Below are 26,557 nucleotides of genomic sequence, written 5' to 3' on the forward strand. Positions count from 1 at the left end.
AAAGGCTCAGCCGCGTGGATGACAACGACAAGGCAACAATGGTGCGCGATGCCGCCACGGTGGTGTTGATCCGCGACCCCGGCGGCAATGACCCCTGCGTGCTCATCGGCCAGCGCGGCGCGCAAGCGGCCTTCATGCCCAACAAGTTCGTCTTTCCCGGCGGGGCCGTCGATCCGACCGACGCCGAGGTGCCGGTGATCGATGCCGAGGCAGAGCCCGACTACGGGCGGCTTGGGCAGGACAACGATACCGTCAGCCCAACGGCGCTTCTCGCCGCCGCGATCCGCGAATTGTGGGAAGAGACCGGACAGATCCTCGGAGTGCCCGGCGTATGGGCTGGGCCGGTGCCGACCGATTGGCGCGGCTTTGCCGAGACCGGCCACCTGCCCTCCTCGGAAGGGCTTTCGTTCATTTTTCGCGCTGTCACCCCGCTGGGTCGCCCGCGCCGGTTCGATGCACGCTTCTTCCTCGCCGACGCCAGCCGCCTCGCCTCCGATCCCGACGACTTTTCGCGCGCCTGCGAGGAACTGGCCCATCTGCACTGGGTGTCGCTCGCCGACCTGCGGCGCTACGATCTGCCGTTCATCACCCAGGTGGTGCTGGCCGAGATCGCCCACCGCCTGCCCAGCCTCGCCCCGCCCGAGACCGTGCCCTATTTCAAGAACGACGCCGAAGCATTGCATTTCCATCGGCTGGGTGGAAAAGGGCCTTTCGAGGGTTAAGCAGGCTTGCAGAATACGAACCTTTTTAGGGTCGCTTTGTCTGAATTATAGCCGTATGCTTTCACAAATCGAACATCAGCGCCGAAGTGCCGCGAGATCGTACCCGTTCCAGTCCAACACCTCCCGTGCCGCCGCCAGCCGGTCGGGCGCGGCGCGCGCGGCGCGGTCGAGCACGATCGCTATGCGGCCATCGGGGGTGCCCATCACCAGCGTGCGCATGTCGGCATCGGCCCATAGCACCCAGAGCGGCGATGCGAACTGGCTCAGGCGCAAACGCCCCGGCCCCACCATCTCGGCTTGCCCTGCACCGTCGCGGCTGGTGCTGATCGCGAGCGCGCCGCCCGGCCCCGGGTCCACCTGCCACGAGGCCCCCGGCGGGCGACCGATCGCCGCGACCTCGTGCCAGGTGCCGACAAGACCGGCAGGCTCGAAGCCCACGAGCGAAGTCATCCGCGCGGCGTCGGGCGGGGCAGAGCCCTCGCCGCAGGCCGCGAGCGCGAGGGTGGCGGCAAGGATCAGTCGGCGCAAATCGTCACCTCCCGGCCGTCCTCGTCGAGAAAGGCGTAGCAGCCGAAAATCGGCTGGACGGGCGCGCAGGTGCGGCTTTCGGCAAGGCAGGTGCCAACGCAATCGCTGGCCTTCGCGCAGCTCTTGCCTGCGTCGGGGTTGGGCAGGAAGCACAAGGGGTCGGGAAACAGCCCGCCCGGCCCCCAGCGACCGCCCGCGGCAAGGCAGGCGGCCTCGGTTTGCGGTGCCATGCCTCCGGTCTCTGGCGGGGGATTGCCCTCCGCCCCGGCGGTGCAGCCCGACAGCGCGATCAGCGCCGCGCCGAAAAGAAACCTCATGCGCGGCCCTCCGAGACTCGCGCCTAATGCGCGACGCGCTTCAACTGCGCCGGATCGTAGCCCATGCCCTGCATCACCGATATGGCCTTGTCGTATTTCGCCTGCGATAGCTCTGGGGAGCGGGCGAGAATCCAGCCGGTCTTGCCGGAAGGCTCGCCCACCACCGCCACCGAATAGGCCGGATCGACCCAGAGCACCCAGTAATCGCCCTTGGCGAAGGGCAGCCAGGGCACGAAGTTGACGGTGAGCTTGCCGGGGCCGACCACCTTTGCCGTGGCCTCGGCGACTTCCACGGGGCCGGCCGGGCTGCCCTTGCGGCAGGTGTTGCGCACCGAGATCGTGCCGTCGGGGTTGCGACCATATTCAGCCGTCACCCCTTCGCACCCTTTCTCCCAGCGGTTCGGGAAGCGGGCGATCTCGAACCATTTGCCGGCGTAGCGGTCGAGGTCGAGGTTGGTGACCACGCCCATCGGTTTCGATGTATCGCGGTAGCTGTTGGCCTGGGCGGATTGCGCGGTGAAAAGCGCCGCGACGAAGGCGGCGAAGGCGGCGAGTCGCATGGGAGAACTCCTTTGGTTTTCCCTGATACGCCCCCCGCCCCCGGCGCGGATCAGAACGGCATCGGATGCGCCTTGTGCGCCGCCTCGATCTCGCGGCGCACTTCGTCCGACAGGTTCACATGGGCCGCGCCCAGCGCGCGCCCGAGATGGTCGAGCGAGGTCGCCCCGAAGATCACCGAGCCCATGAACGGCTTGTCGGCGGCCCAGCTCAGCGCCATCTGGACCGGATCGAGCCCGTGGCGCGCGGCGATGTCGAGATAGGCTTGCGCCGCCGGCCAGACCCGGGGCGTCACCCGCCCGCCGAGATCCTTGTTGAGGTCAAGCCGCGAGCCGTGTGGCACGGTTGTGCCGCCGTGATACTTGCCGGTGAGGATGCCCGCCCCGAGCGGCGAATAGGCCAGCAACCTGACGTCCTCGTTGGCCGACAGCTCGGCGAGGTCGGTGTCGTAGAGGCGGCACAGCAGGGAATATTCGTTCTGGATCGTCACCATCTCGGGCGCGCCGATCTCGCGCGCCACCTGGAGCCACATCATCGTGCCCCAGGCGCTCTCGTTCGACAGGCCAACATGGCGAACCTTGCCCGCCGTCACCGCATCCTTGAGCGCGGTGAGCACGCCGCGCATGTGGTCGAGATTGGCCTCGCGCGATTGCGTCGAGGGGTCGAACTTCCAGTTCTGGCGGAAGTGGTAGGAGCCGCGCATCGGCCAGTGCAACTGGTAGATGTCGATCACCTCGGTCTGCAGCCGCTTGAGCGAGGCCTCGATCGTGCGCGGGATGATCTCGCCGGAATAGCCCTCGCCGCCGCGCACCGAGCGGCTGTCGCCCGACACCTTGGAGGCAAGCACGATCTCGTCGCGCCGCCCGGACTTCGCAAGCCAGGTGCCGATGATCTCCTCGGTGCGCCCCACCGTCTCGGTCGAGACCGGGTTGACCGGATACATCTCGGCGGTGTCGATGAAGTTGATGCCGTGATCGAGCGCCATGTCGATCTGGGCATGGCCCTCGGCCTCGGTGTTCTGCGTGCCCCAGGTCATCGAGCCGAGGCAAAGCTCGCTCACTTCGAGCGCGCCGCCGGCCAGTTTGTTCTTGCGCATGGTCTCTCCCCGTTCGCGGTTCTCGCGACAGAGATACCCGAGCCACGCCGGGCTGCAACCCCGGACATGCCCCCTTTCGGAACAAAAAGAGAACATGTATCCTGACCCCATGCAGCATGCCCGCCTCGCCCGCCAGCCCCACCGCCCCGATCCCGGCCAGCCCCTGCTCGGGCCGATCCGGCTGGCGCGCGCGCGGGTGCACGAGGCGCATGGCCCGGCGCGCCACCTTTTCGCGGTGCTGCTGGCGCGGGCGATGACCGGATCGGTGTTCTGGATCATGCCCGGCTGGGAGGCAGCGCGGCTGCACGGGCCGGGGCTTGCGGGGCTGGGGCTCGACCCGGGGCGGATCACCTTCGTGCAGGCCGATCACGCCCGCGACCTGTTGTGGACGATCGAAGAGGTGCTGCGCTCGGGCGCGGTGCCGCTGGTGGTGGGCGAATTGCCGGGGCCGCCGGGGCTGACCCCGATGCGGCGGATGCATCTTGCGGCGGAAGCGGGCTCAGGCAAGGGCACGCCCCCCCTTGGCCTCGTGCTCACCCCCGAAGGCGGCAGCGCAGGCGCGGAGAGCCGCTGGCACATGGCGCCCGATCACGGGCAGGGCCGCACCGCCTGGGCACTCACCCGCGAACGCGCCCGCAGCGAGGTGCCGAAAAGCTGGAAGATACGGCGCGACGGCGAGGGTTTCGCCCTCGCGCCATGAGGCCCCGCCGCCACGCCGGTTTCAGCTCGTTTCCGGCACGCTCTGGATAAAGCCCGTGGGGCATTCCTCGGTGCACAGCCCGCAACCCTTGCAATAATCGTAATCGAAAACGTAGTGCGAGCCATCCGAAGCCATTTCAACCGTCTTGATCACGGCGTTGTCGGGGCACATCGTCCAGCAATTGTCGCAAGCCAGGCAGTTGCCGCAGGAGAGGCAACGCTGCGCCTCCGCCAGCGCTTCCGCCCGGCTGATGCCGCCCTCGATCTCGGCGTCGAACGTGCGCTCGGGCACCGGGAGCTTGGCGACGGGAACCCGCGCCGACCCGGCGTAATAGGCGGTGTTCAGACCGTCGAAACCCATCTCCGGGCGGGCATCCGTCACCGGGTCCGCTTCGCCCGCCAGCTCCGCCGCGACGGCCTCCGCCGCGATCCGCCCATCGCCGATCGCCGCCGCCACCGTGCCGCGGCTGCCGCGTGCATCGCCGATGGCGAAGACCCGCTCGCCGATCCGGCCATGGGGATTGTCCGGCCAGAAATAGGCACCGTCGAGCAACCCCTCGAAGGCCTCGGGCGAAACCTGTTCGCCGACGCAAGGCACCACCATGTCGACCGAGATCACCCGCTCGGTGCCCTCGAACTCGACCCGGCGCTTGCGCCCGTCCTTGCCCTTCTCCTTCTTCAGCGCCACGATCTCGACCCCGGTCACCCGGCTGCCCTTCATGATCAGCCGGCTCACGGTGGCGTGGTCGATGATCTCGATCCCTTCCTCCAGCGCCTCTTCCAGCTCGCGCGGCACCACGTTGATCAGGTCGTCGGGCGCGGTGTTCGGCCCGGGCAGGCCGGACGCGGTGATCAGCGTCACCGATTTCGCCCCGGCGCGTTTCATGATCCGGCAGATGTCCATCGCGGTGTTGCCGCCGCCATGCACGATCACGTCGCCTTTCGCCGCCTCCGGCAGCGCGCCGTGGTCCATGAAGTCGCGCAGGAGCGCGAGCCCTTCGTGCAGATCGGCGGGCACCGCCCCCTTCACGCTCCAGTGTTTGGGCATCTCGCATCCCGGCGAAAGCAGAACCGCGGAAAAGCGCTCGCGCAGATCGTCAACGCTGATGTCGCGGCCCAGCCGTTGGCGCAGGTTGAGGGTGATCCCCGGCAGATCGAGCAGCCGGTTCAACTCGGCATCGAGCGCGGCGCGCGGCAGCCGGGTGGGTGGAATCGCGGAGCGCAGCAATCCGCCCGCCTCGGGCAGCGCCTCGAAGATCTCGGCACGCATCCCCAGCCGAACGCAGTGATAGGCGGCCGAAAGCCCCCCCGGCCCGGCACCGACGATCGCCACCACCGGCGCATTGTCGGCGGGTGCCGCAACGGGATAATCCCAGCCTTGCGCCACCGCCTCGTCACCGAGCCAGCGCTCGACGTTGTGGATCGCGAGTGCGCCGTCGAGCTGCACCCGGTTGCAGGCGCTCTCGCAGGGATGCGGGCAGACCCGCCCGGTCACACCCGGCAGCGGGTTGGCCGCCACGAGGCTGCGCCACGCGTCTTCCGCGTGGCCCAGTTGCAACTCGGCAAACCAGGCTTGCTGGTCCTCCCCCGCCGGGCAGGCGGCGTGGCAGGGTGCCTTGGCGTGGATGTGAACGGGCCGCTGCGTCGAGCGCCAGTTGCCGGTCTTGAAGTCGAGCGAGGTTCCGGCCTCGGCCCATGTGCCGCGTGTGATCTGGGTCATCTCAGCGCCCCTCCATGAGCGGGCCGCCGCGGCGCACGTGGCTCATCCCGGTCGAGTCCACCGGGTCCAGCCCGTCGCCGCGCAGCCCGTAGATATCCATGTTGTGATCCGCGAGCGCCTGAAGGTGGTCGAGTTCCTCCTGCGCGCGGTAGTCCTTCTCGTTGAACAGGTGCGCGAAACGGCCCTGAAGTTCGAGGTAATCGCGCACCGGGCGCGGTTCGCGGATCGGCATGATGTTGGTGAGCGCGCCGCGCTCAAGTTCCACCAGCGGGAACAACCCGCATTGCACCGCACGGCGCGCCACCTCGATGGTGAGCGCGCTGTCGTGGCGCCAGCCGAGCGGACAGGGCGAGTGGATCACGAGGAAGGTCGGTCCCTCCACCCCCATCGCGTAGCGGACCTTGCGTTGCAGATCCTGCGGATAGGCGACGCTCGCGCTCGCCGCATAGGGGATGTGATGCGCGGCGATGATCGAAAGAAGGTCTTTCTTCAGATGCCGCTTGCCCATGCGCTCCTTGCCGGCCGGGCTCGTGGTGGTGGTGGCCGCGTGCGGCGTCGACGACGAGCGCTGGATGCCGGTGTTCATGTAGGCTTCGTTGTCATAGGTGACGTAGAGCACGTTGTGGTGGCGCTCAAGCATCCCCGAGAGCGACTGGAATCCGATATCGTAGGTCGCCCCGTCGCCGCCGAAGCTGAGGATCTTGGTGTTTTTCCCCTTGGCCTTCATCGCCGCTTCCATGCCGCTGGCCACGGCTGCCGAGTTCTCGAACAGCGAGTGGATCCACGGCACGCGCCAGGCCGATTGCGGCCACGGCGTGGTGAAGACCTCGAGGCAGCCGGTGGCGTTGGCCACCATCACGTCGGGCCCCGCGCTTTCCATCACCAGTCGGGCGGCGAGCGCTTCGCCGCAGCCCTGGCAGGCACGGTGGCCCGATTCCAGCCCGCGAAAGCGCGGCTGTGCCTCGCGCAGCGTATCGGGTTTTTCCGCCTTCGGCTCGCTCGGCGACGCCGGCGGTCGGCCGTGCTTCATCCTGAGCTCGTTGAGGCGCTTCGATGTGTCGGTTTTGGCCATCACCTGTCCTCCGGGGGCAGTTTTTCGAGATCGGCGTCGAACACCGCGAAACGCGGTGCGTCCTTTGCCTCGATCGTGGTGAGCAGATCGCGATACATGGTTTCGGGAATGTCGCGCCCGCCGAGGCCGAGGGCGTAGTTGAAAACCTTCGGGGCCTTGTCGAGCGTCGAGAGCACGGCGGACACCTCGGTGCCGAGCACGCCGCCCATCCCCGGGCTGATCGCGCGATCGATCACGATCACCTTGTCGAGCCCCTTGACCGCCGCCCGCAGGGCCTTGGCCGGGAACGGGCGGTAGCTGCGCAGCTTGACGATGCGCGCCTCGCCGACCTCGCCGCCGTAGTGTTCACGCCCCGCCATCATCGTGCCGACGACCGAGCCCATGGCGATGATGCCGACCTTGGCCTTTTTCGGCCCGTCCACGGTGAGCAGCCCGCCCGAGGCGCGGCCGATGACCTCGGCGAAGGCTTCGTCGATCTCCTCGATCTTGGCCAGCGCCTTGCCCATCGCCGCGTGGTGGCTGTGGCGCACCTCGGGGAAGTAGTTCGGATCGACCAGAGTGCCCATCGAGCGCGGATTGGCGGTGTCGAGCGCGCCCGCGAACTCGAACGGCGGCAGGAAGGCATCGACCTCGTCCTGGCTCGGGATGTCGATCACCTCCATCGTATGGGTGAGCACGAAACCATCCATGCAGACCGCCACCGGCAGATCGGTTTCCTGCGCGATGCGGAAAGCCTGGATCGTGGTGTCGACCGCCTCCTGGTTCGAGATGCAATGGAGCTGGATCCAGCCCGCGTCGCGCACCGCCATGCTGTCGGACTGGTCGTTCCAGATCGACAACGGCCCGCCCACGGCACGGTTTGCGATGGTCATCACCAGCGGCACCCGCAAACCGGCGATGTTGAACATCACCTCGCTCATCAAGAGGATGCCCTGGCTCGCGGAGGCGGTATAGGCCCGCGCCCCGGCGGCGGCCGCACCGAGCACCACCGAAGCGGCCGAGAACTCGCTCTCGACACTGACGAACTCGGTGTGCATGTCGCCGTCGGCCACCAGCTTGGAGATGTTCTCCACGATATGGGTCTGCGGCGTGATCGGGTAGGCCGCGACCACGTCGGGCTTGGTCAGCGCCACCGCGCGCGCGATGGCAAGCGATCCTTCAAGGGCTTCACGCATCGGCTGTCTCCTTCCATGCCCCGGCCTCGACGGCGCCCGCCGCCTCGGCGATGAGGGCGAGGTTTTTCTCCAGCATCGCGCCGTGGAACCGGCCCTTGAGCGCGGCGGCCAAAGCCGCCTGCGGCACGTGTTCGGTCAGCGCGAGGAAAGCGGCGAGCAGGGCCGTGTTCGGGATCGGCTTGCCGATCACCTTCACCGCGAGATCGGTCGCCGGGAAAGCCACCACGCGGGTGTCGAACTTGGCGGCGATCTCGGCCGAGGCCTTGCGGCTGTTGACCAGCATCGCCCCGCCCGGCTTGAGCCCGTTGGTGAGCGTCGGGTCGAGCAGCAGGGTTTCGTCCTGGACGATGAGAAAATCGGGGTTGCGCACCTGGCTTCTGAGCGTGATCGGCTTCTCGTCGATCCGCACGAAGGCCATCACCGGCGCGCCGCGCCGTTCCGCGCCGAACGCCGGGAAGGCCTGGCAGGTGAACCCCGCCTCGAAGGCGGCAGCGGCGAGGAGGTAAGCGGCAGCGACGCTGCCCTGCCCCCCGCGCCCGTGGATGCGATACTCGATCATTGTCTGTCTCTCCGGCTTCTTTCGCTCCACGTGGGAACGCGCCCGCCGCGCCTGGTGACTCGCCGGGTTCGCGGGCATTTACCGACCCAAGAACCGGCCAAACCATGATCTGGAACAAGGAATTTCCCGTTGCGGGGGTTTTTTCGGTGCGTTTGCGCTCGGCTCGCAACGATGCACCCCCGGCCGCGGATCACCGGCAACAATCTTGCAAGGCCGAAGAAACGCGCGCGTTCAGAAAGTATCAATCCCTCTGCGGCATACCACGGGGGAACCTTGTGCTTTCCCGGGAGGCTGCACCCTTGTTTCGCTTTCGCTCATCCACGCCCCGGCCCGTTGCCGATGACAGCGCGCTCGCCGGGGCGGTCAACGCCGGCATGGCGGTGGCCTGGTTTGCCCCCGATGGCCGCGTGTTCGAAGCCAACGAGAGGTTCTGCGCGCTGCTCGGGCTCGGCGCGGGCGAGATGGCCGGGATGTCGCACGCCGATCTCCTTGCGGGCGACAAGGGCGATGACGATCCCGCTTGGTGGCAGCAGCTCACCGCGGGCAAAGCCGTGCGGCAGACCGGCGCGCACCGCTGCCGGAATGGGCAGCAGGTCTGGCTCGAAACGGCCTATCTTCCGCTGCCCGGCCCTGATGGCACGGTCGACCGGATTGCCGCGATCGCCACCGATGTTACCGAGGCGATGCGCCAGGCCGCCTCGGGCCGGGACTGGATCGCCGCCGCCAACCGCGCCCAGGCCGTGATCGAATTCGCGCCCGATGGCACCATTCTCACGGCCAACGAAAACTATCTTGCAACCACCGGCTACGGCCTCGACGAGATCAGGGGCCAGCACCATCGCCTCCTCGTCGATCCCGCCGAGGCGTCAAACCGCGCTTACGGCGAATTCTGGGCCGATCTCACCAAAGGCGAGGCGCAAACCGGCGTGGTGCGCCGGCTTGCCAAGGGCGGGCGCGAGATCTGGCTGCAAGCCTGCTACAACCCGCTGCGCGACGCGGAGGGCCGGGTCACCCGGATCGTCCAGCTGGCGTCCGATATCACCGCCGCAAAACGGCAAGCCCTCGATGCCGCGGCCCAGCTCGCCGCGCTCGACCGCTCGCAGGCGGTGATCGCCTTCAGCCCCGACGGCACGATCCTCGAGGTCAACGACAATTTCCTCGCCGCCCTGGGCTACGACAGGGCCGAGATCCTGGGTCGGCACCACAGCATTTTCCTGCCGCCCGGCGAGGCCGAAAGCAAGGCCTACACCCGGTTCTGGAGCGATCTGCGCGAGGGCCGGTTTCAGGCCGACGAGTTCCTCCGGATCGGCAAGGACGGCCGGGAAATCTGGATCCAGGCAACCTACAACCCGATCGCCGGCGCGACCGGCAAGATCGACAAGGTGGTGAAATACGCCACCGACATCACCGCCACCAAGGCGGCCATCGGGGCCTTCCAGCAGGCGGTGTCGCGTCTCGCCGAAAGCGATCTCTCCGCCCGCATCACCGTCCCCGTGCCGCGCCAGTTCGACAACTTGAAGACCGGATTCAACCGGGCAACCGAGTCGCTGGCCGGGCTGATCGCGTCTATTTCCGACAAGTCCGGACTCATGCTGGGCGAGGTCAGCCAGCTTGCCGGGGCGGCCCAGGATCTTGGACAGAGAACCGAGCGTCAGGCCGCCGCGCTGGAAGAAACCGCAGCGGCCCTTGAACAGATGACCGCCTCGGTGCGCAGCGCCGCCGAAGGCGCCGGGATCGCCGAAAACCGGGCGGAAGCCGCCCGCGAGAGCACCGAAAGCGGCCTTGGCACCGTGCGCGAGGCGGTCGGGGCCATGGAGCGAATCTCCGAAAGCTCGAAGCAGATCACCAGGATTACCGGCTTGATCGACGATATCGCCTTCCAGACCAACCTGCTCGCGCTCAATGCCGGGGTCGAGGCCGCCCGGGCGGGCGAAAGCGGGCGCGGCTTCGCGGTGGTTGCCTCCGAAGTGCGCCAACTCGCGCAGCGCTCGGCCGACGCCGCCCGCGAGATCGCCGGTTTGATCCAGACGACCACCAGCCAGGTCGACACCGGGGTGCAACTCGTTGGCGACTCGGGGCATGCCCTCGAACAGATCGCCACCTTGGTGACGGAGATCCGCGGCGAGGTGGCCACGCTGGCAACGGCGTCGCGCGAATTGTCGTCCGGGCTCGACGAAATCAACGCCGCGATGACCCAGCTCGACCAGACCACCCAGCAGAATGCCGCGATGTTCGAGCAGACCTCCGCAGCGCACCACGAACTGGAACGCGAAGCCAAGGCGCTGGCCGACAGCGCCGGCCGGTTCCGGTTTGGCGAGGGTGACCCGATGGGCGACGCCGCGTGGCAAACGCCGGCCGAGCAATCGCACGCGCACCGGGCATGACCTGGGCGATGGCGCGGCTCAAATCCGCGCGCGCCGCGCGCAGGATCAAGATCACCCTGCCGACGAAACTTCGGGCGGTCTGCGCTTGGCAGTGGCGCATTCCGCGGCAGCGTACAAACAGCGCGTGGCACCGTCAGATGATCCGGCGGGCCAGGTATTCGTCGTGGTTCGAAAGCGCAGCCGTCACCGCCATTGCAAAGGGAACACGCTTGCCGGCATCAGCGATGCTTGCATCGGCGATCATCCGGCGCTCGCCAGTAAGATCGTTCCGTGCGAAATGCCGGGACACCAGCACGATCGCCACATCGGGGAAGCCTGCGCAGAACTCGATCAACCAGGCCGCCGGATCTTGCAGGCCGTCGATCTGGATTACGAGAAGTTTGCGCACCACGGAATCGTCCCTGACCCACCGATGGGTCGCGACGTGGGGTCTGTGACCCTGACGGTTGATAAGAGGAAAAAGTGGTGGGCGACCCTGGAATCGAACCAGGCATGGGTCTCCCCGGCGGAGTTACAGTCCGCTGCCGCACCTTGCAGCTCGTCGCCCGCGCCGGCGCCGCTGGCACCGGAACGAGGGCGGGAATACTCGCGCGCCCCTCCCCCGTCAAGCCGAAAATCCCTTGCACCCCCCGCCCGCCCGGACCATTGTCCGGCCGACGTGAAAAGGGGGCGAAAGTGACCAGAAAACCCGATTGGGTGGTACAGAAGGAGCGCGCGCGGCGGGCCTCGGCGGATGAGACTTTCTGGCTCTTCGGCCTGCATGCGGTGCGGGACGCGCTGATGAACCCGGCGCGCGAGAAGCGCCGTTTGATCGTCACGCGCAACGCCGCCGATCGCCTCGGCCCAGCGCTCGCCGCTGGCGGTCTCGAGACCGAGATCGCCGATGCGCGCAAGTTCCCCGCGCCGCTCGATCCCGGCAGCGTCCACCAGGGCGCGGCTCTCGAGGTGCGGCCGCTCGACTGGGGCAGTCTCGACGAGGTTTGCGCCGCCCCACCCGGCACCGCGCCGGTCGTGGTGCTGCTCGACAGGGTGTCCGATCCGCACAACGCCGGGGCGATCCTGCGCTCGGCCGAGGTTTTCGGCGCGGCGGCGGTGATCGCCACCACCCGCCACGCCGCGCCCGAAACCGGGGCACTGGCCAAGACCGCCTCGGGGGCGCTCGAACGGCAACCCTATCTGAGGGTGACCAACCTCGCCGACACCATGCTGCGCCTCAAGGACATGGGCTATGTCGTGATCGGCCTCGACGGCGAGGCAGAAGACGAGGTCGGCCCGGTTCTCGCCACCCTGGTGCAGGCACCGGTGGCCCTGGTGCTCGGTGCCGAGGGGCCTGGCCTGCGCGAGCGCAGCCGCACCACCTGCGACCGTCTCGTGCGCATCCCCTACGCCCGCGCCTTCGGCTCGCTCAACGTCTCGAACGCCGCCGCGGTCGCGCTCTACGCCGCCGCGCTCGGGCGGCAATGACGCGGCGCGATCGGCAAGTTATTGCCGTTTTACCAAACCAGCTTCACGGAATCTTTATCCCCCCTTCCGCAAGATCAAGGGCACCCTACCTAAAGCTGTGAGAGCGGGCCGTGGAACGTCCGTAATCTCAATTCACTGTCCCTCGTTCCACAAACTGCGCCCGGGCCCCCTTCCCCGGGCGCTTTTCTTTGATCCCCCGCGCGCGAGCGCTTCCCCTTCCCCGCAGCCGGGATTATGACGACGGCATGAGCACAGCATCCGACACCCACCTCACCGAAATCCTGTCGCGCACCCGCACGATCGCGCTGGTGGGATTTTCCAACAACCCCGACCGTGCGAGCCACAAGGTGGCACGCTACCTCGCAGAACGCGGCTACCGGGTGATCCCGGTTAATCCCGGGCTCGCCGGCCAGAGCTTCATGGGTGAGGAAATCGTCGCCGATCTCGGCCAGATCCCGCCCGAGGCGAAGGTTGACATGCTCGACGTTTTCCGCCGCTCCGAACTTGCCGCCGCGGTTGTTGAAGAGGCGCTCGCGACCCTGCCGGACCTCGAGACGATATGGCTCCAGATCGGCGTGACCTCCGAGGACGCGCGGGCGATGGCCGACGCCAAGGGGCTCGGTTTTGTCGAGAACCACTGCCCGAAGATCGAGCACGCGCGGCTGTTCGGCGAGAGCTAACCTTCGGGGCGGGCGGCCTTCTCGGCAATGCCCGACGTGCCCTCGCGACGCTCCAGTTCGGCCAGCACCTCGGCAAAACCCACGTCGCGCGCAGCAAGCATCACCAGCAAGTGATAGAGCACGTCGGCGGCCTCGGTCACGAGCTTGTCGCGGTCGCCCTTGACCGCCTCGATGATCGCCTCCACTGCCTCCTCACCGAATTTCTCGGCGCATTTCTCGGGGCCACGGGCGAGCAGCGCCGCCGTCCAGCTGTCGCGCGGGTTCACGCCGCGGCGTTTCTCGATGGTCTCGGCCAGCCGGTCGAGCGCAGTCCTCTCGGCGGTCATGTCAACCTCACGGGGATGCCCGCGGCGGCCATGTGGTCCTTGGCCTCGCGGATGGTGTATTCGCCGAAATGGAAGATCGAGGCGGCGAGCACGGCGCTGGCATGGCCCTCGCGCACCCCTTCGACGAAGTGATCGAGCGTGCCGACGCCGCCCGAGGCGATGACGGGGATGTTCACCGCGTCGGCGATGGCGCGGGTGAGCGGCAGGTTGAACCCCGCCCTCGTGCCGTCACGGTCCATCGAGGTGAGCAGGATCTCCCCCGCCCCCTTCGCCGCCACCGTGCGGGCGAAATCCAGCGCATCGACGCCGGTCGCACGCCGCCCGCCGTGGGTGAAGATCTCCCAGCGCACGCCCTGGCCGTTCTCGTCGATCTCCACGGTCTTGGCGTCGATCGCGACCACGATGCATTGCGAGCCGAACCGGTCGGCGGCCCCCGCCACCACGTCGGGATCGGCCACGGCGGCGGAGTTGAAGCTCACCTTGTCGGCGCCCGCGAGCAGGAGCTGGCGCACGTCTTCATGGCTGCGCACCCCGCCGCCCACGGTGAGCGGCATGAAACACTGCTCGGCGGTGCGGGTGACGAGATCATACATCGTGCCCCGGTTCTCATGGGTGGCGTGGATGTCGAGAAAGCAAAGCTCGTCTGCCCCCGCCGCGTCATAGGCCTTGGCCGCCTCCACCGGGTCACCGGCATCGACGAGATCAACGAAGTTGACGCCCTTCACCACGCGGCCGTCGGCCACGTCGAGGCAGGGGATGATGCGGGTCTTCAGCATGCCCGACACATACGGTGCCGCCGCGCGGGCGGCAAGGGCGGCGTGGGGGTTTCGCACCCCCACACCCCCGCGGAGTATTGCCACCAAGAAAAAGGGGATCAGGCCCTGAGCGTGGCAAGGGCTTGTTTGAGGTCGATCGCGCCGTCGTAGAGGGCCCGGCCCGAGATCGCGCCGTCGAGCGGCGCGCCGCAGGCCTTCAGCGCGCGCAGGTCGTCGAGCGACGACACCCCGCCGGACGCGATCACCGGGATCGACACCGCCCGCGCCAGCGCCGCCGTGGCCTCGATGTTCGGCCCCTGCATCGCGCCATCGCGGTTGATATCGGTGTAGATGATCGCCGCCACGCCGGCATCCTCGAAGCTTTTCGCAAGCTCGGTGGCGTCAACGTCGGTTTCCTCCGCCCAGCCCTTGGTGGCCACCTTGCCGCCGCGCGCGTCGATCCCCACCGCGACCTGCCCGGGGAAGGCCCGCGCCGCCTCGCGCACGAGATCGGGGGTCTCCACCGCCACGGTGCCGAGGATCACCCGGGCGAGCCCCTTGTCGAGCCAGCGCGCGATCGTGGCCATGTCGCGGATGCCGCCGCCGAGTTGGGCAGGAACCGAGATCGTGGCGAGGATCGCCTCGACGGCGGCGGCATTGACCGGCTCGCCCGCGAAGGCCCCGTTGAGATCGACAAGGTGGATCCAGTCGCAACCCGCCGCCTCGAAGGCGCGCGCCTGCGCCGCCGGGTCGTCGTTGAACACCGTCGCCGCCGCCATTTCGCCGCGCAACAGGCGCACGCACTGGCCATCCTTGAGATCGATCGCGGGGTAGAGGATCATGCGGCGCGCTCCTTGTGCATTCGCGCGGGCTTTTCGCATGAGCCCGCCCCGGCGGCAAGCACGATGGCTTGCGCCGCAGCCCAGCGCCCGGCAGGATGATGAAAAACACCGGAGGAAAAAGATGAAACGACCCTTGATCGCCGCGCTCCTCGCGCTCGCCCCCACCGCCCTCGCCGCCGACCCGGTGCACGGCATGTGGAAGACGGAAGTGGACGACGGTGCCTATGCCCTTGTCGAGATGTCGGGCTGCAACGACGGCAAGACCTGCGGTTGGATCCGCCGCACCTTCGATGACACCGGCGAATACCAGTCGGAGAACATCGGCAAGGTCATGGTGATCAACATGGAGAACCAGGGCGACGGCACCTACAAGGGCTCGGTCTGGCGCCCCTCCAACGACAAGACCTACATCGGCCGGATGGCGCTGTCGGGCGACGCGCTCGAACTCAAGGGCTGCGTCGCGGGCGGGCTGTTCTGCGCCGCGCAGAACTGGACGCGGGCGCGCTGAAGCCGCCCTTCAGGGCACCCAGCGCAGGAAATTGGCGATGATCGCAAGGCCGGGGCCTTGCGATTTCTCCGGGTGAAACTGCGTGCCGAAGATATTGTCGCGCCCGACGATCGCGGTGATCGCGCCGCCGTAGTCGCAATGCGCCAGCCGCTCCGCCTCATCGGCCACGCGGAAATGGTAGGAATGGACGAAATAGGCATGGGTGCCGGTCTTGATCCCGTCGAGCACCGGGTGGGCATGGTCGATCACGAGGTCGTTCCAGCCCATGTGCGGCACCTTGAGCGCCGGGTCGGCGGGCGAAATCGCCGTGACCTCGCCGCCGATCCAGCCGAAGCCCGGGGTTTCCTGGTATTCATGGCCGGTGTCGGCGAGCATCTGCATGCCGATGCAGATCCCGAAAAAGGGCCGTCCGCGCGCGTTCACCGCCTCGTCGATCGCCTCGAACAGCCCCGAATGCTCAAACAGCGCCCGGCGGCAGGCCGGGAAGGCACCGTCGCCCGGCAGCACGATCCGGTCGGCCCGGGAAACGATCTCGGGGTCGTCGGTCACCACCACCTCGCCCGCCCCGGTCTCACGCGCCATGCGCTGGAACGCCTTCTCGGCGGAGTGCAGGTTGCCCGATTCGTAGTCGATCAGCGCGGTGATCATGCTCACAGCGCGCCCTTGGTCGACGGGATCGCGTCGGCCTTGCGCGGATCCACCTCCAGCGCGTCGCGCAGGGCCCGCGCCACCGCCTTGAAGGCGGCCTCGGCAATGTGGTGGCTGTTGAACCCGTGCAGCCGGTCGACATGCAGGGTGATGCCGCCATTGCCCGCGAGGGCGGTGAAGAATTCGCGCACCAGTTCGGTATCGAATGTGCCGATCTTCGGCGTGGGAAACTCCACGTTCCAGACGAGAAAGGCCCGCCCCGAGAGATCGAGGGCACAGCGCACCTGCGCCTCGTCCATCGGCAGATGGCATTCGCCGTAGCGCCGGATGCCGCGCTTGTCGCCCATCGCCTCGCGCAGGGCTTGCCCCAGCGCAATACCGGTATCTTCCACGGTGTGGTGATCGTCGATGTGCAGATCGCCCGCGGCGCGCACCTTCATGTCGATCAACGCGTGGCGGGCGAGCTGGTCGAGCATGTGATCGAAGAACCCCACGCCGGTCTGGTTGTCGTAAGCGCCGCTGCCGTCGAGGTCGATCTCGACGCTGATCTCGGTTTCCGCCGTCTTGCGGCTGATCCTGGCCTTGCGCATGGGGCCCTCCCGCTGGTTTCCCCCGCGCTTATAGGCGGGGGGCGGCTGGCTGAAAAGGCGGCAATTGGGCTTGCCGCCGCCCGGTGCCCCGTGTCACCTTGCGCAGCGAACCACCGCGAGGCCGAACATGAGCACCCCCGTCTTCATCCAGTTGCGCTGCAAACCGGGCACCACCTACAAGGTTGCCGAGGAGATCATCCAGCGCGAAATTCACTCCGAGCTCTATTCCACCTCGGGCGAGTATGACCTGCTGATGAAGCTCTACATCCCCGAGGGCGAGGATATCGGCAAGTTCGTCAACGGCCACCTGCTCGACATCCCGAACATCGACCGCTCGCTGACGACGCTCACCTTCAAGGCGTTCTAGCCCCCCGATCGTCGCACGTCCGGGTTTTTCGCAACCGCGCACCCGCCCCCTCTTCTTGGGTCGAAAAATACCTCGGGGGGTCTGGGGGGCAGCGCCCCCCAGCCGGTCGGCCGGGCGCAAGCCCGGGCGAAAGCCTCAGCTCCGCCCGGCGCGGAACCACGCCACGATCGCGGCGCGGTCTTCCGGCAGCATGAAGCTCGCCGCGGGCGGCGGCATGGCGTTGGTCAGCCCCGCCTGGGTGTAGATCGTCCTCGCGTGGCGGGCGATGTCGGCCTCGGTTTCCAGCAGCACGCCCTTGGGCGCGGTGCCGATCCCCTCCCAGGCCGGCTCACGGGCGTGGCACATCGAGCAATTGCCCATGACCAGCCCCGCCACCTCCTCGAAGCCCTCGGCCTCGGCGAAACGGGTCTCGTAGGGGGTAAGCGGGCGCGCCTCGGCCTCTTCCCAGCTCTGGTATTCCTGCCCTTGCGTCGAAAGCCATACGGCGGCCAGAAACAGCGCCGCGGTGATCGGCCATGTCCACCACTTCCAGCCCTTGTGGGCGTGGTGGCTGTTGAAGAAGTGCCGGATCGTCACGCCCATCAGGAACACGAGCCCGGCGATCACCCAGTTCCAGGCGCTCGCGAAGGCCAGCGGGTAATGGTTGGCCAGCATCAGGAAGATCACCGGGAGCGTGAGGTAGTTGTTATGGGTCGAGCGCAGCTTGGCGATCTTGCCATACTTCGCATCCGGCGTGCGGCCCGCGATCAGGTCCGCCACCACGATCTTCTGGTTCGGGATGATGATGAAGAAGACATTCGCCGTCATGATCGTGGCGGTGAAGGCACCGAGATGGAGCATCACCGCGCGGCCGGTGAACACCTCGTTGTAGCCCCAGCCCATCGCCAGAAGCAGAAAGAAGAGGAGCAGCATAAGCAGCGTCGGCTTCTCGGCAAGGCCGGATTTGCACAGCCGGTCATAGGCCAGCCAGCCCACGGTGAGCGACGCCGCGGAAATCGCGATCGCCTGCCACGCCACGAGATCGAGCTTGGCGGGATCGATCAGGAAAAGCTCCGATCCGGCGTAATAGACCACCATCATCAGCGCCGCGCCCGAAAGCCACGTGGCGTAGCTTTCCCACTTGAACCAGGTCAGCTCGGCCGGCATCCGGGCCGGGCTCACCATGTATTTCTGGATGAAGTAGAAGCCGCCGCCATGCACCTGCCAGGCTTCGCCGGAAACGCCCGTGCGCCGGTCGGTCGAGGGCCGCAGGCCGAGATCGAGCGCGATGAAATAGAACGACGAGCCGATCCAGGCGATGGCGGTGATCACGTGCAGCCAGCGCAGGGCAAATTCCAGCCATTCCATCAGCACGGTGGGGTCGAGCATGGGGGTCTCCTTGCGGCGCGGGCCAGTCAGCTGCCGCGATAGGTCGAATAGCCGTAGGGCGAAAGCAGGAGCGGCACATGGTAATGTGCGGGCTCCGACATGGTGAAACGGATCGGCACGTCGCCGAGGAAGCGCGGGGCATCCGGGGTGGCGCTGTTCGCGTCGATATAGGCGGCAGCGTGGAACACCAGCTCGTAGTCGCCGATCTCGAACTCGGCCTCCGGCAGGATCGGCCCATCGGTGCGCCCGTCGGCGTTGGTTTCCATCCGCCGCAGATGCGCGCGTGCCTCGCCCTCGATGCGGAAAAGGTCTATCGCGAGCCCGGCTGCGGGCCGTCCGCGGGCGGTGTCGAGCACGTGGGTGGTGAGGTATCCGCTCATCGTTCTGGTCTCCCGGTTGCGCCGGTGGGGCGCAGTTCGGCCCCGAGTGAAAACAGTTTCCTTGCGCTTCACAAGCCCCTATCCCTTTGGGAAGCGAAACTTTTCGAGGGAGAGAGATGATACGCTACCCCCGCAACCTGCGCGGCTACGGCCCCACCCCGCCCGATCCGCAATGGCCCGGACAGGCCCGGATCGCGGTGCAATTCGTGGTGAATTACGAGGAAGGCGGCGAAAACTGCCTGCTGCACGGCGATGCCGCTTCCGAGGCCTTCCTGAGCGAGATCGTCGGCGCACAAGCCTGGCCGGGGCAGCGCCACTGGAACATGGAATCGATCTACGACTACGGTGCCCGCGCCGGGTTCTGGCGGGTATTTCGGGTGTTCGAGGAGTTCGGGATCAAGCCCACCGTCTACGGCGTGGCCTCGGCGCTGGCCCGCAGCCCCGAGCAGGTGGCGGCGATGACCGAGGCGGGTTGGGAGATCGCCAGCCACGGGCTGAAATGGGTCGAGCACAAGGACATGGACGAGTCCGAGGAGCGCGCGGCGATTGCCGAGGCGATCCGGCTGCATACCGAGGTGGTCGGCGCAGCCCCGGCGGGCTGGTATACCGGGCGCTGTTCGGAAAACACCGTTCGCCTCGCCGCCGAAACCGGTCAATTTGATTATATCTCAGATACTTACGACGACGATCTGCCCTACTGGTCCCGCATCGGCGAACGTGATCAACTGATCATCCCCTACACGCTGGATGCCAACGACATGCGCTTTGCCACGCCGCAGGGGTTCAACACCGCCGGACACTTCTTCGACTACCTGCGCGATGCCTTCGACGCGCTTCATGCCGAGGGGATGGCGGGCCGTCCGAAGATGATGAGCATCGGCCTGCACAACCGGCTGATCGGGCGGCCCGGGCGGATCCTGGCGCTCAGGCGTTTCATCGACCACGCCATCGGCCACGAGGGCGTGTGGTTCCCGCGCCGGATCGAGATCGCGCGGCATTGGGCGAAAGTGCATCCGCCAACGACACAAATACAACCTTCCACGCTGGAAAAAGCGGCGTTCGTGGCGCGTTTCGGTGGCGTTTTCGAACATTCACCCTGGATTGCCGAACGTGCGCACGGGCTTGAACTCGGCCCTGCGCATGACAGCGCCGCGGGCCTGCACAACGCGCTCGCGCGGGTGTTTCGCAGCGCAAGCCACGCGGAACGGCTCGGCGTGCTCAAGGCCCACCCCGATCTTGCGGGCAAGCTCGCGGCGGCCGAACGCCTCACCGCCGAAAGCACCTCCGAGCAGGCCAGCGCCGGGCTCGACGCGCTCACCGACGCAGAACGCGACGCCTTCACCCGGCTCAACACGGCCTACGTGGACAAGCACGGCTTTCCCTTCATCATCGCGGTGCGCGACCACGACAAGGCGGGCATCCTCGGGGCTTTCCAGCGCCGGCTCGACAACGACAGCGCCACGGAATTCGGCGAAGCCTGCCGTCAGGTCGAGCGCATCGCCTTCCTGCGGTTGAAGGACATGCTGCCATGAGCCACGAGATCACCACCGAACCGCTGACCGCCGCCGCCTTTGCCCCCTTCGGCGACGTGCTGGAGGCCGAGGGCGCACCCGACAAGATCATCAACCAGGGGTTTTGTGGCCGCTTCCACGACCGCGCCGCGCTCGATTTCGGCCCCGATGGCCGGGCCGGGATCAGCCTGTTCAAGGCTCAGGCCCGCGCCTTGCCCTACCGGCTCGAGATGCTCGAACGCCACCCCGAGGGCAGCCAGGCCTTCATCCCGATGAGCCGCGACCCATTCCTCGTGATCGTCGCCCCCGACAAAGGCGGCACGCCGGGAGCCCCGCGCGCCTTTCTCACCGCGCCGGGCCAGGGCATCAACCTGCATCGCGGCACATGGCACGGCGTGCTCACCCCGCTCACCCCGCCCGGCCTCTTCGCCGTGATCGACCGGATCGGCGACACTGCGAACCTCGAAGAATATTGGTTGAAAACCGCTTGCATGGTAAAAGCGCCCGCCGACGAGGCATAAGCCCGAAAAACGGGCGTAGACGGCCAAATGGCCGCTCAGGGAGGGACAGCCATGACCGACAGCTCGATCGGGACGCCAGAACAACTGCGCGATCCTGACTTCACCCCACCAATCGCCAAGGCCGTTCCGCTCGGCATCCAGCACGTGCTGGCGATGTTCGTCTCGAACGTCACGCCGGCAATTCTGGTGGCCGGGGCCGCCGGGATCGGGTTTGGCTCCGATCAGGGCGCGCTCGGCTTTCCCGACATGACCTACATGATCCAGATGTCGATGCTGTTTGCCGGGATCGCCACGCTGATCCAGACCGTGGGTATCGGCCCGGTGGGCGCGCGGTTGCCGGTGGTGCAGGGCACCTCGTTTGCCTTCGTGCCGGTGATGATCCCGGCGGTGGCGGGCGCGGGCACGGCGGGTCTTGCCGGGCTGATGACCGGGGTGCTCCTCGGCGGCATCTTCCATGTGCTGCTCGGTTTCGTCGTGACCCCGCTCAGGAAGGCGCTGCCGCCGCTGGTGACCGGGCTGATCGTGCTGATGATCGGCCTCGCGCTGCTGCGCGTCGGCATCCAGTATGCCGCGGGCGGCGTGCCGAAAATGGGCACGCCGGCCTTCGGCACGCTGCAGATGTGGACGCCGGCGCTGGTGGTGATCGTGGTCACGCTGGCGGTCAAGTTCTTCCTGCGCGGCTTCCTGTCGGTGGCCGCCGTCTTGATCGGTATCCTCGCGGGTTACGCCGTGGCGCTGGTCATGGGCCAGGTCAGTTTCGGCAATGTCGGTTCGGCCGCCTATTTCGCCGCACCGGTGCCGTTCAAATACGGCTTCGAGCTGAACTGGGCGATCGTCATCGGCATGTGCTTCATGGCCGTGGTCTCGGCGATCGAGACGGTGGGCGACACCTCGGCGATCTGCAAGGGCGGTGCCGGGCGCGAGGCGACCGACAGGGAAGTGACCGGCGCGACCTTCGCCGATGGCCTTGGCACCGCGCTCGCCGGGGCCTTTGGGGGCTTGCCCAACACCTCGTTCAGCCAGAATGTCGGCCTTGTGGCGATGACCGGGGTGATGAGCCGCCATGTCGTGAGCTTCGGCGCGCTGTTCCTGATCCTCGCGGGCTTCGTGCCGAAGGTCGGCGCGGTGATCAACACGGTGCCGATCAACGTGCTTGGCGGAGGCGTGGTGGTGATGTTCGGCATGGTCGCGGCCAGCGGCATCAACATGCTGTCGGATGTCCGGTGGAACCGGCGCAACATGGTGATCTTCGCGATCAGCCTGAGCGTCGGTTTCGGCCTCCAGCTTGAACCCTCGGCGCTCCAGCACACCGGCGAAACCGCGCAGATCCTGCTGTCCTCGGGCTTGCTGCCGGCCGCCTTCCTCTCGATCGTGCTCAACCTCGTGCTGCCCGAGCATCTCGCCGGCGACGATCTCGACGACAGATCGGGCGCGGGCGCGGACTGAGCCTAGAACCGGCGCGCCGCCCGACCGATGCCAAGGCGCATCAACAGGGTGGCGCCCAGGAAATAGCCCGCGATCCCGAGAAACTGGCGCTCGAGCCCGATCCCGAGGTCGATCAGCAGGCCGGTCAGACCCGGCCCGATGGCCGAGCCCAGCACCATCGCCGCCGCCGCCAGCGCCTTGATCGCGCCGATATGGGCGGTGCCGTAGAACTCGGCCCAAAAGGCGTTGGGCAGCGTCGCGTTCGCACCGCTGGTCATCGCAAGGAAGACGAGGCCCAGAAACATGCCTCCCTGCCCTGCGGCGAGCGAAAAGATCACGAAGGCCAACGCGACGGGCAGTTGCGACAGCGGCATCAGCCGCGCGGTGCCGAGCCGGTCGAGCGCCCAGCCCGCCAGCAACATCGTCGTGATCGCAAGCGCGGTGTAGAGCGGGAACAGCGCCACCAGCTCGACATGCGCCAACCCTTTCACCTCGGCAAGATGAACCTGGTGGAAGAAGAACGCGGTGTTGAAGGCGGGCGGCCCCATGACCGCGGGCAGCATCAGCCAGAACAGAGGCCCGCGCAGCGCCTCGCGCCGGGTCCAGTGGCGCGCGCCCATGCCGACGCTCACGTCGCTCTCGGCATGTGATTGCGGCGTGCGCTCCTTGCCGAGCAGCCGCCCGACCACCACCGCACCAACTAGCGGCACCAGCGCGGCGCCGAGCCAGAGCAGCCGCCAGTCTGCCACCGTGAGCAGCGCGGCGAACAGCAGCGGCAGGCTTGCCTCGCCAAGCGCCACCCCGAGCGAGGCGATCGACAATGCACGCCCGCGGGTCTTCACGAACCAGCGCGCCATCGCGACAACGGCGACATGGCCGAGCATGCCCTGCCCGAAAAACCTGAGCGCGAAGATCACCACGACAAGCGACCAGGCCCAGGGCGCGAAGGCAAGAGCGATCATCGCGGCCGCAAGGCCAAGCAGCATGAGCGGCCCGAGGACGCGCACCCTGAAGATGTCGGTCAGCCCGCCGGCCCAGACCATCGCCACCGCCGAGGCCATCGTGCCGATCATGTAGATCCCGCCCCACTGGCCGTGGCTGAGGCCGAAGGTGGCACGGATCTCGCCGGAGAACACCGCGATCACGAAGGTCTGGCCGAAGCTCGACAGGAAGGTGAGCAGCGTGCCCGCGGCGAGGAAGGGAGCGTTCTGGCGAAGGAAGGCGAGCATGGTTTCGCCCTTGGCCGGAATTTTGTGGGGGTGCAAGCGGAAACGCCTCTACCGGCTCAGCGTGCGGGCCACCGCGTCCTTCCAGCGCCCGTAGCGGGCCTCGCAGGTGGCGGCGTCCATCCTCGGGGTGAAGCGGGTCTCCACCGCCCATGTCGCGGCAAAGCCTTCGGCACCGGCGTAGAAGCCCACCGCCTGCCCGGCGAGCCAGGCCGCGCCCAGCGCGGTGGTTTCCACCACCTTCGGCCGGTCGACCGGCGCGCCGGTGATATCGGCGACGAACTGCATGGTGTAATCCGAGGCCGACATGCCGCCGTCTACCCGGAGCACCCCTTCGCCGCGTCCGGCATCGGCCCACATTGCCTCCATCAGGTCGCGGGTCTGAAAGCCGACGCTTTCGAGCGCCGCGCGCGCAAACTCGTAGGGACCGGAATTGCGGGTGATCCCGAACACCGCGCCGCGCGCCTCGGCATCCCAGTAGGGCGCACCGAGCCCGGTGAAGGCGGGGACAAGGATCAACTCCTGCCCCGGATCGGCCTTGCGCGCCATGCCGCCGGACTCGCTTGCCTTGCCGATGATCCCGAGCCCGTCGCGCAGCCATTGCACCACCGCTCCCGCCACGAAGATCGAGCCTTCGAGGGCATAGGTGGTCTGCCCGTCCATCTGGTAGGCGATGGTGGTGAGCAGGCGGTTTTGCGAGGTCACCGCCTCTGCCCCGGTGTTGAGCAGGGCGAAACAGCCGGTGCCGTAGGTCGATTTCATCATCCCCGGCGCAAAACAGGCCTGACCGATGGTGGCGGCCTGCTGGTCACCCGCCACGCCGCGGATCGCGATCTCGCCGCCGAGCAGCGTCGTGGTGCCGAAATCGCCGTCGCAATCGCGCACCTCCGGCAGCAGGCTCATCGGAACCCCGAGCCGGTCGCAGATCTCGGCGTCCCATTCGCCCCGGTGGATATCATAAAGCATGGTGCGGGCCGCGTTGGTCGCGTCGGTTGCATGCACCCGGCCCTCGGTGAGCCGCCAGATCAGGTAGGTATCGACGGTGCCGAAGGCGAGCCGCCCGGCCTCGGCGGCCGCGCGCGCACCCTCGACGTGATCGAGCAGCCATTTAACCTTGGTGCCGGAAAAATACGGATCGAGCAGAAGCCCGCTGCGACCGCGCACCACGTCTTCAAACCCCTCGGCGCGCAAGGACGCACAGATGTCGGAGGTGCGGCGGTCCTGCCAGACGATGGCGTTGTGGATCGGCGTGCCGGTCTCGCGGTCCCAGATCAGCGTGGTTTCGCGCTGGTTGGTGATCCCGATGGCGGCGATACTCCCGGTGCCAACCTCTTTGGCCACCTTGCGGGCGGTGGCGAGAGTGGTTTCCCAGATCGCCTCCGGGTCGTGCTCGACCCAGCCGCTCTGCGGGTAGATCTGATCAAATTCCCGCTGGGCCTGCGCCACCGGGGTCATCCGGGCGTCGAAGGCGATGGCGCGCGACGAGGTGGTGCCCTGGTCGATTGCAAGAATATGGCTCATGACCTGTCCTTCCCGGCGAGCCAGGCCGCAAGCCCGGCGATCTCGTCCTCACTCAACTTCAGCCCCAGTTTCGAGCGCCGCCAGACGATATCCTCCGCCGTCCTGGCAAATTCGTGGACCATCATGTGGTGCACCTCCGCCGCCGTGAGCGTGGCACCGAAATCCCCGCCGAGGTCCTGCGTCGATTTCGCCGCACCGAGAATCCGCCGGGCGTCGGTACCGTAGGCCGTCACCAGCCGTCGCGCCCATGTCTCGGTCAGGAAAGGATAGTCGGCAACCAGCGCCTTGACCATCGCAGGCTTCTCGGCCCGGTCGAAATCGCCACCGGGCAGCGCTGCCCCCGCCGTCCATGCCCCCGGCACGCCGAGCTTGTCGAGCGCCTGTTCGGCGAGGATGCGGTAGGCGGTGATCTTGCCGCCAAGCACGGTGAGCAGCGGCGCGCCGCCCTTGTCGTCGCGCACCAGTTGGTAATCGCGGCTGGCCGAGGTGGCATCGCCGCCGCTCTCGATCAGCGGGCGCACCCCGGAGAAGCTCCAGACGATATCGGACTTCGTGACCGGCTTGGCGAGATAATCGTTCACGAAGGCGATCAGGTACTCGGTTTCGGCCTCGGAACATTCGGCACTGGCAGGGTCGGCACCGTGCTCGGCCTCGGTGGTGCCGATCAGGGTGAAATCCTCCTCGAAGGGAATGAGGAAGACGATCCGCCCGTCGTGTCCCTGAAGGATATAGGGCTGGTCGTGGCCCTCCAACCGGGGCACCACGATATGGCTGCCGCGCACCAGCCTGAGCCCGTGGCGCGGCCCGATGTGCTCCGACAGGAGCCCGGCCCAGGGCCCGGCGGCGTTGACCAGCATCCGCGCGCGCCGGATTTCCAGAACGCCCCCCCTGTCGATCTCGATCTCCCAGTGATCGGCGTGGCGGCGCGCGGAAGTGACCTTGGCCCGGGTGAGAATTTCGGCCCCGCGTTCGCGGGCATCGCGGGCGTTTAGCACAACGAGGCGGGAATCGTCCACCCAGCCGTCAGAATACTCGAAGCCGCTGGTGAAACTGCTTTTCAGGAGCCGCCCGGCGGGGTGGGTGGTGAGGTTCACCGCCCGGCTCGCAGGCAGCCCGCCGCGGCTGGCGAGGTGATCGTAGAGAAACAGCCCCGCCCGCAGCATCCAGCGCGGGCGCAGCCCGGTGTGGTGCGGCAGCACGAAGCGCATCGGCCAGGCGATGTGCGGCAGCGCGGCAAGCAGCACCGCACGCTCGCGCAGCGCCTCGCGCACCAGCTTGAACTCATAGGTTTCAAGGTAGCGCAGGCCGCCATGGATGAGCTTGGAGGAGGCCGAAGACGTGGCCGAGGCGAGATCGCCCTGCTCGGCGAGCACCACCGATTGCCCGCGCCCCGCCGCATCACGCGCGATGGCGCAGCCGTTCACCCCGCCGCCCGCCACGAAAAGGTCCACCATTTCCCGCTCTTCGGTCTCGCCCATGATCACTCCCACCTCTGCGAATCGCGGCCATAGTTACCGCTACCATCCGGCTTCGCAACCATGCCCTTGGCGGGCCGTGCCCCAAAGCCTATACGGGTTTCAGGCAAGGAGACATGA

29 protein-coding genes and 1 tRNA gene are annotated in these 26,557 nt (G+C 67.5%); 10 read left to right on the top strand and 20 right to left on the bottom strand.

What is annotated here, in order from left to right:
• Window positions 1–14 precede the first annotated feature (14 nt).
• Window positions 15–722, top strand: a complete 708-nt coding sequence (locus B9Y97_RS02050) for an NUDIX hydrolase (RefSeq protein WP_254900828.1) — start codon at window positions 15–17, stop codon at window positions 720–722.
• A 75-nt stretch (window positions 723–797) separates the two neighbouring features.
• Here the strand turns inward: B9Y97_RS02050 and B9Y97_RS02055 are convergent, their stop codons facing one another.
• From B9Y97_RS02055 to B9Y97_RS02070, 4 genes are read right to left on the bottom strand one after another with little or no spacing between them, the layout of a single operon-like run.
• Window positions 798–1,250, bottom strand: a complete 453-nt coding sequence (locus tag B9Y97_RS02055) for a lipocalin/fatty acid-binding family protein (RefSeq protein WP_139828200.1) — start codon at window positions 1,248–1,250, stop codon at window positions 798–800.
• Entirely contained in the window at window positions 1,238–1,567 is a 330-nt protein-coding gene (locus B9Y97_RS02060) for a hypothetical protein (protein ID WP_085525196.1), read from the bottom strand. The genes B9Y97_RS02055 and B9Y97_RS02060 overlap by 13 nt, the downstream gene beginning before the upstream one ends.
• 23 nt (window positions 1,568–1,590) lie before the next feature.
• The gene (locus B9Y97_RS02065; protein ID WP_085525197.1) at window positions 1,591–2,127 is read right to left on the bottom strand and encodes a lipocalin family protein; all 537 of its coding nucleotides are present in this window, start codon (window positions 2,125–2,127) and stop codon (window positions 1,591–1,593) included.
• A gap of 50 nt (window positions 2,128–2,177) precedes the next feature.
• Window positions 2,178–3,221: an aldo/keto reductase gene (locus B9Y97_RS02070; RefSeq protein ID WP_085525198.1), complete on the bottom strand. Its 1,044-nt coding sequence runs from the start codon at window positions 3,219–3,221 to the stop codon at window positions 2,178–2,180.
• A gap of 109 nt (window positions 3,222–3,330) precedes the next feature.
• On the opposite strand from B9Y97_RS02070, the gene B9Y97_RS02075 reads away from it, so the two are divergent.
• Complete coding sequence (locus B9Y97_RS02075) at window positions 3,331–3,921, top strand: ImuA family protein (RefSeq protein ID WP_085525199.1); 591 nt, start codon at window positions 3,331–3,333, stop codon at window positions 3,919–3,921.
• 21 nt (window positions 3,922–3,942) lie between these two features.
• On the opposite strand, the gene B9Y97_RS02080 is transcribed toward B9Y97_RS02075, so the two are convergent.
• Genes B9Y97_RS02080 through B9Y97_RS02095 form a run of 4 tightly spaced genes read right to left on the bottom strand, consistent with a single transcriptional unit; the run spans window position 3,943 to window position 8,446 of the window.
• Complete coding sequence (locus B9Y97_RS02080; protein WP_085525200.1) at window positions 3,943–5,640, bottom strand: FAD-dependent oxidoreductase; 1,698 nt, start codon at window positions 5,638–5,640, stop codon at window positions 3,943–3,945.
• Between the two features lies 1 nt (window position 5,641).
• The gene (locus B9Y97_RS02085; RefSeq protein WP_217809429.1) at window positions 5,642–6,712 is read right to left on the bottom strand and encodes a thiamine pyrophosphate-dependent enzyme; all 1,071 of its coding nucleotides are present in this window, start codon (window positions 6,710–6,712) and stop codon (window positions 5,642–5,644) included.
• Window positions 6,712–7,887 (bottom strand): pyruvate ferredoxin oxidoreductase, encoded by a 1,176-nt coding sequence (gene porA, locus B9Y97_RS02090; protein WP_085525201.1) that lies wholly within the window; start codon window positions 7,885–7,887, stop codon window positions 6,712–6,714. The genes B9Y97_RS02085 and porA overlap by 1 nt, the downstream gene beginning before the upstream one ends.
• On the bottom strand, window positions 7,880–8,446 hold the full coding sequence (locus B9Y97_RS02095) for a 2-oxoacid:acceptor oxidoreductase family protein (protein WP_085525202.1): 567 nt from the start codon (window positions 8,444–8,446) through the stop codon (window positions 7,880–7,882). The genes porA and B9Y97_RS02095 overlap by 8 nt, the downstream gene beginning before the upstream one ends.
• 299 nt (window positions 8,447–8,745) lie before the next feature.
• Between B9Y97_RS02095 and B9Y97_RS18415 the strand changes: the two genes are divergently transcribed.
• On the top strand, window positions 8,746–10,830 hold the full coding sequence (locus B9Y97_RS18415) for a methyl-accepting chemotaxis protein (protein ID WP_176224271.1): 2,085 nt from the start codon (window positions 8,746–8,748) through the stop codon (window positions 10,828–10,830).
• Window positions 10,831–10,963: 133 nt separating this feature from the next.
• On the opposite strand, the gene B9Y97_RS02105 is transcribed toward B9Y97_RS18415, so the two are convergent.
• The gene (locus tag B9Y97_RS02105) at window positions 10,964–11,218 is read right to left on the bottom strand and encodes a hypothetical protein (protein WP_139828201.1); all 255 of its coding nucleotides are present in this window, start codon (window positions 11,216–11,218) and stop codon (window positions 10,964–10,966) included.
• Between the two features lie 75 nt (window positions 11,219–11,293).
• Window positions 11,294–11,377: transfer RNA gene (locus tag B9Y97_RS18070), tRNA-Tyr, on the bottom strand.
• 128 nt (window positions 11,378–11,505) lie between these two features.
• Between B9Y97_RS18070 and rlmB the strand changes: the two genes are divergently transcribed.
• Together rlmB and B9Y97_RS02115 are read left to right on the top strand one after the other, a co-directional pair.
• Window positions 11,506–12,294: a 23S rRNA (guanosine(2251)-2'-O)-methyltransferase RlmB gene (rlmB, locus tag B9Y97_RS02110; RefSeq protein ID WP_176224272.1), complete on the top strand. Its 789-nt coding sequence runs from the start codon at window positions 11,506–11,508 to the stop codon at window positions 12,292–12,294.
• Between the two features lie 245 nt (window positions 12,295–12,539).
• Window positions 12,540–12,974, top strand: coding sequence for a CoA-binding protein (locus B9Y97_RS02115; RefSeq protein ID WP_085525206.1), 435 nt, complete (start codon window positions 12,540–12,542; stop codon window positions 12,972–12,974).
• Here the strand turns inward: B9Y97_RS02115 and B9Y97_RS02120 are convergent.
• The 3 genes from B9Y97_RS02120 to hisA form a co-directional block, all read right to left on the bottom strand.
• A complete protein-coding gene (locus tag B9Y97_RS02120; RefSeq protein ID WP_085525207.1) occupies window positions 12,971–13,300 on the bottom strand; it encodes a phosphoribosyl-ATP diphosphatase in 330 nt (109 codons plus the stop codon). The genes B9Y97_RS02115 and B9Y97_RS02120 overlap by 4 nt on opposite strands.
• Window positions 13,297–14,076 (bottom strand): imidazole glycerol phosphate synthase subunit HisF, encoded by a 780-nt coding sequence (gene hisF / locus B9Y97_RS02125; protein WP_085525208.1) that lies wholly within the window; start codon window positions 14,074–14,076, stop codon window positions 13,297–13,299. The genes B9Y97_RS02120 and hisF overlap by 4 nt, the downstream gene beginning before the upstream one ends.
• A gap of 98 nt (window positions 14,077–14,174) precedes the next feature.
• Window positions 14,175–14,897: a 1-(5-phosphoribosyl)-5-[(5-phosphoribosylamino)methylideneamino]imidazole-4-carboxamide isomerase gene (hisA, locus tag B9Y97_RS02130; RefSeq protein ID WP_085525209.1), complete on the bottom strand. Its 723-nt coding sequence runs from the start codon at window positions 14,895–14,897 to the stop codon at window positions 14,175–14,177.
• Between the two features lie 121 nt (window positions 14,898–15,018).
• Here hisA and B9Y97_RS02135 point away from each other — a divergent pair, with 121 nt between their 5' ends.
• Window positions 15,019–15,405: a DUF2147 domain-containing protein gene (locus B9Y97_RS02135; protein WP_085528053.1), complete on the top strand. Its 387-nt coding sequence runs from the start codon at window positions 15,019–15,021 to the stop codon at window positions 15,403–15,405.
• Between the two features lie 9 nt (window positions 15,406–15,414).
• On the opposite strand, the gene hisH is transcribed toward B9Y97_RS02135, so the two are convergent.
• Window positions 15,415–16,053, bottom strand: a complete 639-nt coding sequence (gene hisH / locus B9Y97_RS02140; protein WP_085525210.1) for an imidazole glycerol phosphate synthase subunit HisH — start codon at window positions 16,051–16,053, stop codon at window positions 15,415–15,417.
• A gap of 2 nt (window positions 16,054–16,055) precedes the next feature.
• Window positions 16,056–16,643, bottom strand: coding sequence for an imidazoleglycerol-phosphate dehydratase HisB (gene hisB / locus B9Y97_RS02145; RefSeq protein WP_085525211.1), 588 nt, complete (start codon window positions 16,641–16,643; stop codon window positions 16,056–16,058).
• Window positions 16,644–16,770: 127 nt separating this feature from the next.
• Between hisB and B9Y97_RS02150 the strand changes: the two genes are divergently transcribed.
• Window positions 16,771–17,010: an Lrp/AsnC ligand binding domain-containing protein gene (locus tag B9Y97_RS02150; protein ID WP_085525212.1), complete on the top strand. Its 240-nt coding sequence runs from the start codon at window positions 16,771–16,773 to the stop codon at window positions 17,008–17,010.
• Window positions 17,011–17,145: 135 nt separating this feature from the next.
• Here B9Y97_RS02150 and B9Y97_RS02155 read toward each other — a convergent pair whose 3' ends face one another.
• Both B9Y97_RS02155 and uraH read right to left on the bottom strand, forming a co-directional pair.
• Window positions 17,146–18,378, bottom strand: coding sequence for a urate hydroxylase PuuD (locus tag B9Y97_RS02155; RefSeq protein ID WP_085525213.1), 1,233 nt, complete (start codon window positions 18,376–18,378; stop codon window positions 17,146–17,148).
• Window positions 18,379–18,404: 26 nt separating this feature from the next.
• On the bottom strand, window positions 18,405–18,758 hold the full coding sequence (gene uraH / locus B9Y97_RS02160) for a hydroxyisourate hydrolase (RefSeq protein ID WP_085525214.1): 354 nt from the start codon (window positions 18,756–18,758) through the stop codon (window positions 18,405–18,407).
• 116 nt (window positions 18,759–18,874) lie between these two features.
• On the opposite strand from uraH, the gene puuE reads away from it, so the two are divergent.
• The 3 genes from puuE to B9Y97_RS02175 are packed head-to-tail and all read left to right on the top strand — an operon-like array spanning window position 18,875 to window position 22,236.
• Window positions 18,875–20,290, top strand: a complete 1,416-nt coding sequence (gene puuE, locus B9Y97_RS02165) for an allantoinase PuuE (RefSeq protein WP_085525215.1) — start codon at window positions 18,875–18,877, stop codon at window positions 20,288–20,290.
• Window positions 20,287–20,790: an ureidoglycolate lyase gene (locus B9Y97_RS02170; RefSeq protein WP_085525216.1), complete on the top strand. Its 504-nt coding sequence runs from the start codon at window positions 20,287–20,289 to the stop codon at window positions 20,788–20,790. Before puuE ends, B9Y97_RS02170 begins: the two co-directional genes overlap by 4 nt.
• 51 nt (window positions 20,791–20,841) lie before the next feature.
• On the top strand, window positions 20,842–22,236 hold the full coding sequence (locus B9Y97_RS02175) for a uracil-xanthine permease family protein (RefSeq protein WP_085525217.1): 1,395 nt from the start codon (window positions 20,842–20,844) through the stop codon (window positions 22,234–22,236).
• A gap of 2 nt (window positions 22,237–22,238) precedes the next feature.
• Here B9Y97_RS02175 and B9Y97_RS02180 read toward each other — a convergent pair whose 3' ends face one another.
• The 3 genes from B9Y97_RS02180 to glpD are packed head-to-tail and all read right to left on the bottom strand — an operon-like array spanning window position 22,239 to window position 26,440.
• Window positions 22,239–23,444: an MFS transporter gene (locus tag B9Y97_RS02180; protein WP_085525218.1), complete on the bottom strand. Its 1,206-nt coding sequence runs from the start codon at window positions 23,442–23,444 to the stop codon at window positions 22,239–22,241.
• A 48-nt stretch (window positions 23,445–23,492) separates the two neighbouring features.
• Window positions 23,493–24,962 carry a glycerol kinase GlpK gene (glpK, locus tag B9Y97_RS02185; protein ID WP_085525219.1) on the bottom strand — a complete coding sequence of 490 codons (1,470 nt, stop codon included), beginning with the start codon at window positions 24,960–24,962 and terminating at the stop codon, window positions 23,493–23,495.
• Window positions 24,959–26,440 (bottom strand): glycerol-3-phosphate dehydrogenase, encoded by a 1,482-nt coding sequence (gene glpD, locus B9Y97_RS02190; protein WP_085525220.1) that lies wholly within the window; start codon window positions 26,438–26,440, stop codon window positions 24,959–24,961. The genes glpK and glpD overlap by 4 nt, the downstream gene beginning before the upstream one ends.
• Window positions 26,441–26,557 lie beyond the last annotated feature (117 nt).

Origin of the sequence: Maritimibacter sp. HL-12 (assembly GCF_900177545.1) — a bacterium.
In the GTDB taxonomy this organism is placed as follows: Bacteria; Pseudomonadota; Alphaproteobacteria; order Rhodobacterales; family Rhodobacteraceae; genus Sinisalibacter.

Excerpts from the sequence above, each read along its gene's own strand:
- hisF (WP_085525208.1), bottom strand. The coding sequence starts at position 14,076 with ATGCTGAAGACCCGCATCATCCCCTGCCTCGACGTGGCCGACGGCCGC.
- glpD (WP_085525220.1), bottom strand. The coding sequence starts at position 26,440 with ATGGGCGAGACCGAAGAGCGGGAAATGGTGGACCTTTTCGTGGCGGGC.
- B9Y97_RS02120 (WP_085525207.1), bottom strand. The coding sequence starts at position 13,300 with ATGACCGCCGAGAGGACTGCGCTCGACCGGCTGGCCGAGACCATCGAG.
- B9Y97_RS02170 (WP_085525216.1), top strand. The coding sequence starts at position 20,287 with ATGAGCCACGAGATCACCACCGAACCGCTGACCGCCGCCGCCTTTGCC.
- B9Y97_RS02155 (WP_085525213.1), bottom strand. The coding sequence starts at position 18,378 with ATGCTCGACCCCACCGTGCTGATGGAATGGCTGGAATTTGCCCTGCGC.
- B9Y97_RS02175 (WP_085525217.1), top strand. The coding sequence starts at position 20,842 with ATGACCGACAGCTCGATCGGGACGCCAGAACAACTGCGCGATCCTGAC.
- B9Y97_RS02150 (WP_085525212.1), top strand. The coding sequence starts at position 16,771 with ATGAGCACCCCCGTCTTCATCCAGTTGCGCTGCAAACCGGGCACCACC.
- B9Y97_RS02080 (WP_085525200.1), bottom strand. The coding sequence starts at position 5,640 with ATGACCCAGATCACACGCGGCACATGGGCCGAGGCCGGAACCTCGCTC.
- B9Y97_RS02070 (WP_085525198.1), bottom strand. The coding sequence starts at position 3,221 with ATGCGCAAGAACAAACTGGCCGGCGGCGCGCTCGAAGTGAGCGAGCTT.
- B9Y97_RS02135 (WP_085528053.1), top strand. The coding sequence starts at position 15,019 with ATGAAACGACCCTTGATCGCCGCGCTCCTCGCGCTCGCCCCCACCGCC.
- porA (WP_085525201.1), bottom strand. The coding sequence starts at position 7,887 with ATGCGTGAAGCCCTTGAAGGATCGCTTGCCATCGCGCGCGCGGTGGCG.
- hisA (WP_085525209.1), bottom strand. The coding sequence starts at position 14,897 with ATGATCCTCTACCCCGCGATCGATCTCAAGGATGGCCAGTGCGTGCGC.
- B9Y97_RS02085 (WP_217809429.1), bottom strand. The coding sequence starts at position 6,712 with ATGGCCAAAACCGACACATCGAAGCGCCTCAACGAGCTCAGGATGAAG.
- B9Y97_RS02095 (WP_085525202.1), bottom strand. The coding sequence starts at position 8,446 with ATGATCGAGTATCGCATCCACGGGCGCGGGGGGCAGGGCAGCGTCGCT.
- B9Y97_RS02075 (WP_085525199.1), top strand. The coding sequence starts at position 3,331 with ATGCAGCATGCCCGCCTCGCCCGCCAGCCCCACCGCCCCGATCCCGGC.
- B9Y97_RS02065 (WP_085525197.1), bottom strand. The coding sequence starts at position 2,127 with ATGCGACTCGCCGCCTTCGCCGCCTTCGTCGCGGCGCTTTTCACCGCG.
- puuE (WP_085525215.1), top strand. The coding sequence starts at position 18,875 with ATGATACGCTACCCCCGCAACCTGCGCGGCTACGGCCCCACCCCGCCC.
- glpK (WP_085525219.1), bottom strand. The coding sequence starts at position 24,962 with ATGAGCCATATTCTTGCAATCGACCAGGGCACCACCTCGTCGCGCGCC.
- uraH (WP_085525214.1), bottom strand. The coding sequence starts at position 18,758 with ATGAGCGGATACCTCACCACCCACGTGCTCGACACCGCCCGCGGACGG.
- B9Y97_RS02180 (WP_085525218.1), bottom strand. The coding sequence starts at position 23,444 with ATGCTCGCCTTCCTTCGCCAGAACGCTCCCTTCCTCGCCGCGGGCACG.
- hisB (WP_085525211.1), bottom strand. The coding sequence starts at position 16,643 with ATGCGCAAGGCCAGGATCAGCCGCAAGACGGCGGAAACCGAGATCAGC.
- hisH (WP_085525210.1), bottom strand. The coding sequence starts at position 16,053 with ATGATCACCGCGCTGATCGACTACGAATCGGGCAACCTGCACTCCGCC.
- B9Y97_RS02115 (WP_085525206.1), top strand. The coding sequence starts at position 12,540 with ATGAGCACAGCATCCGACACCCACCTCACCGAAATCCTGTCGCGCACC.
- B9Y97_RS02060 (WP_085525196.1), bottom strand. The coding sequence starts at position 1,567 with ATGAGGTTTCTTTTCGGCGCGGCGCTGATCGCGCTGTCGGGCTGCACC.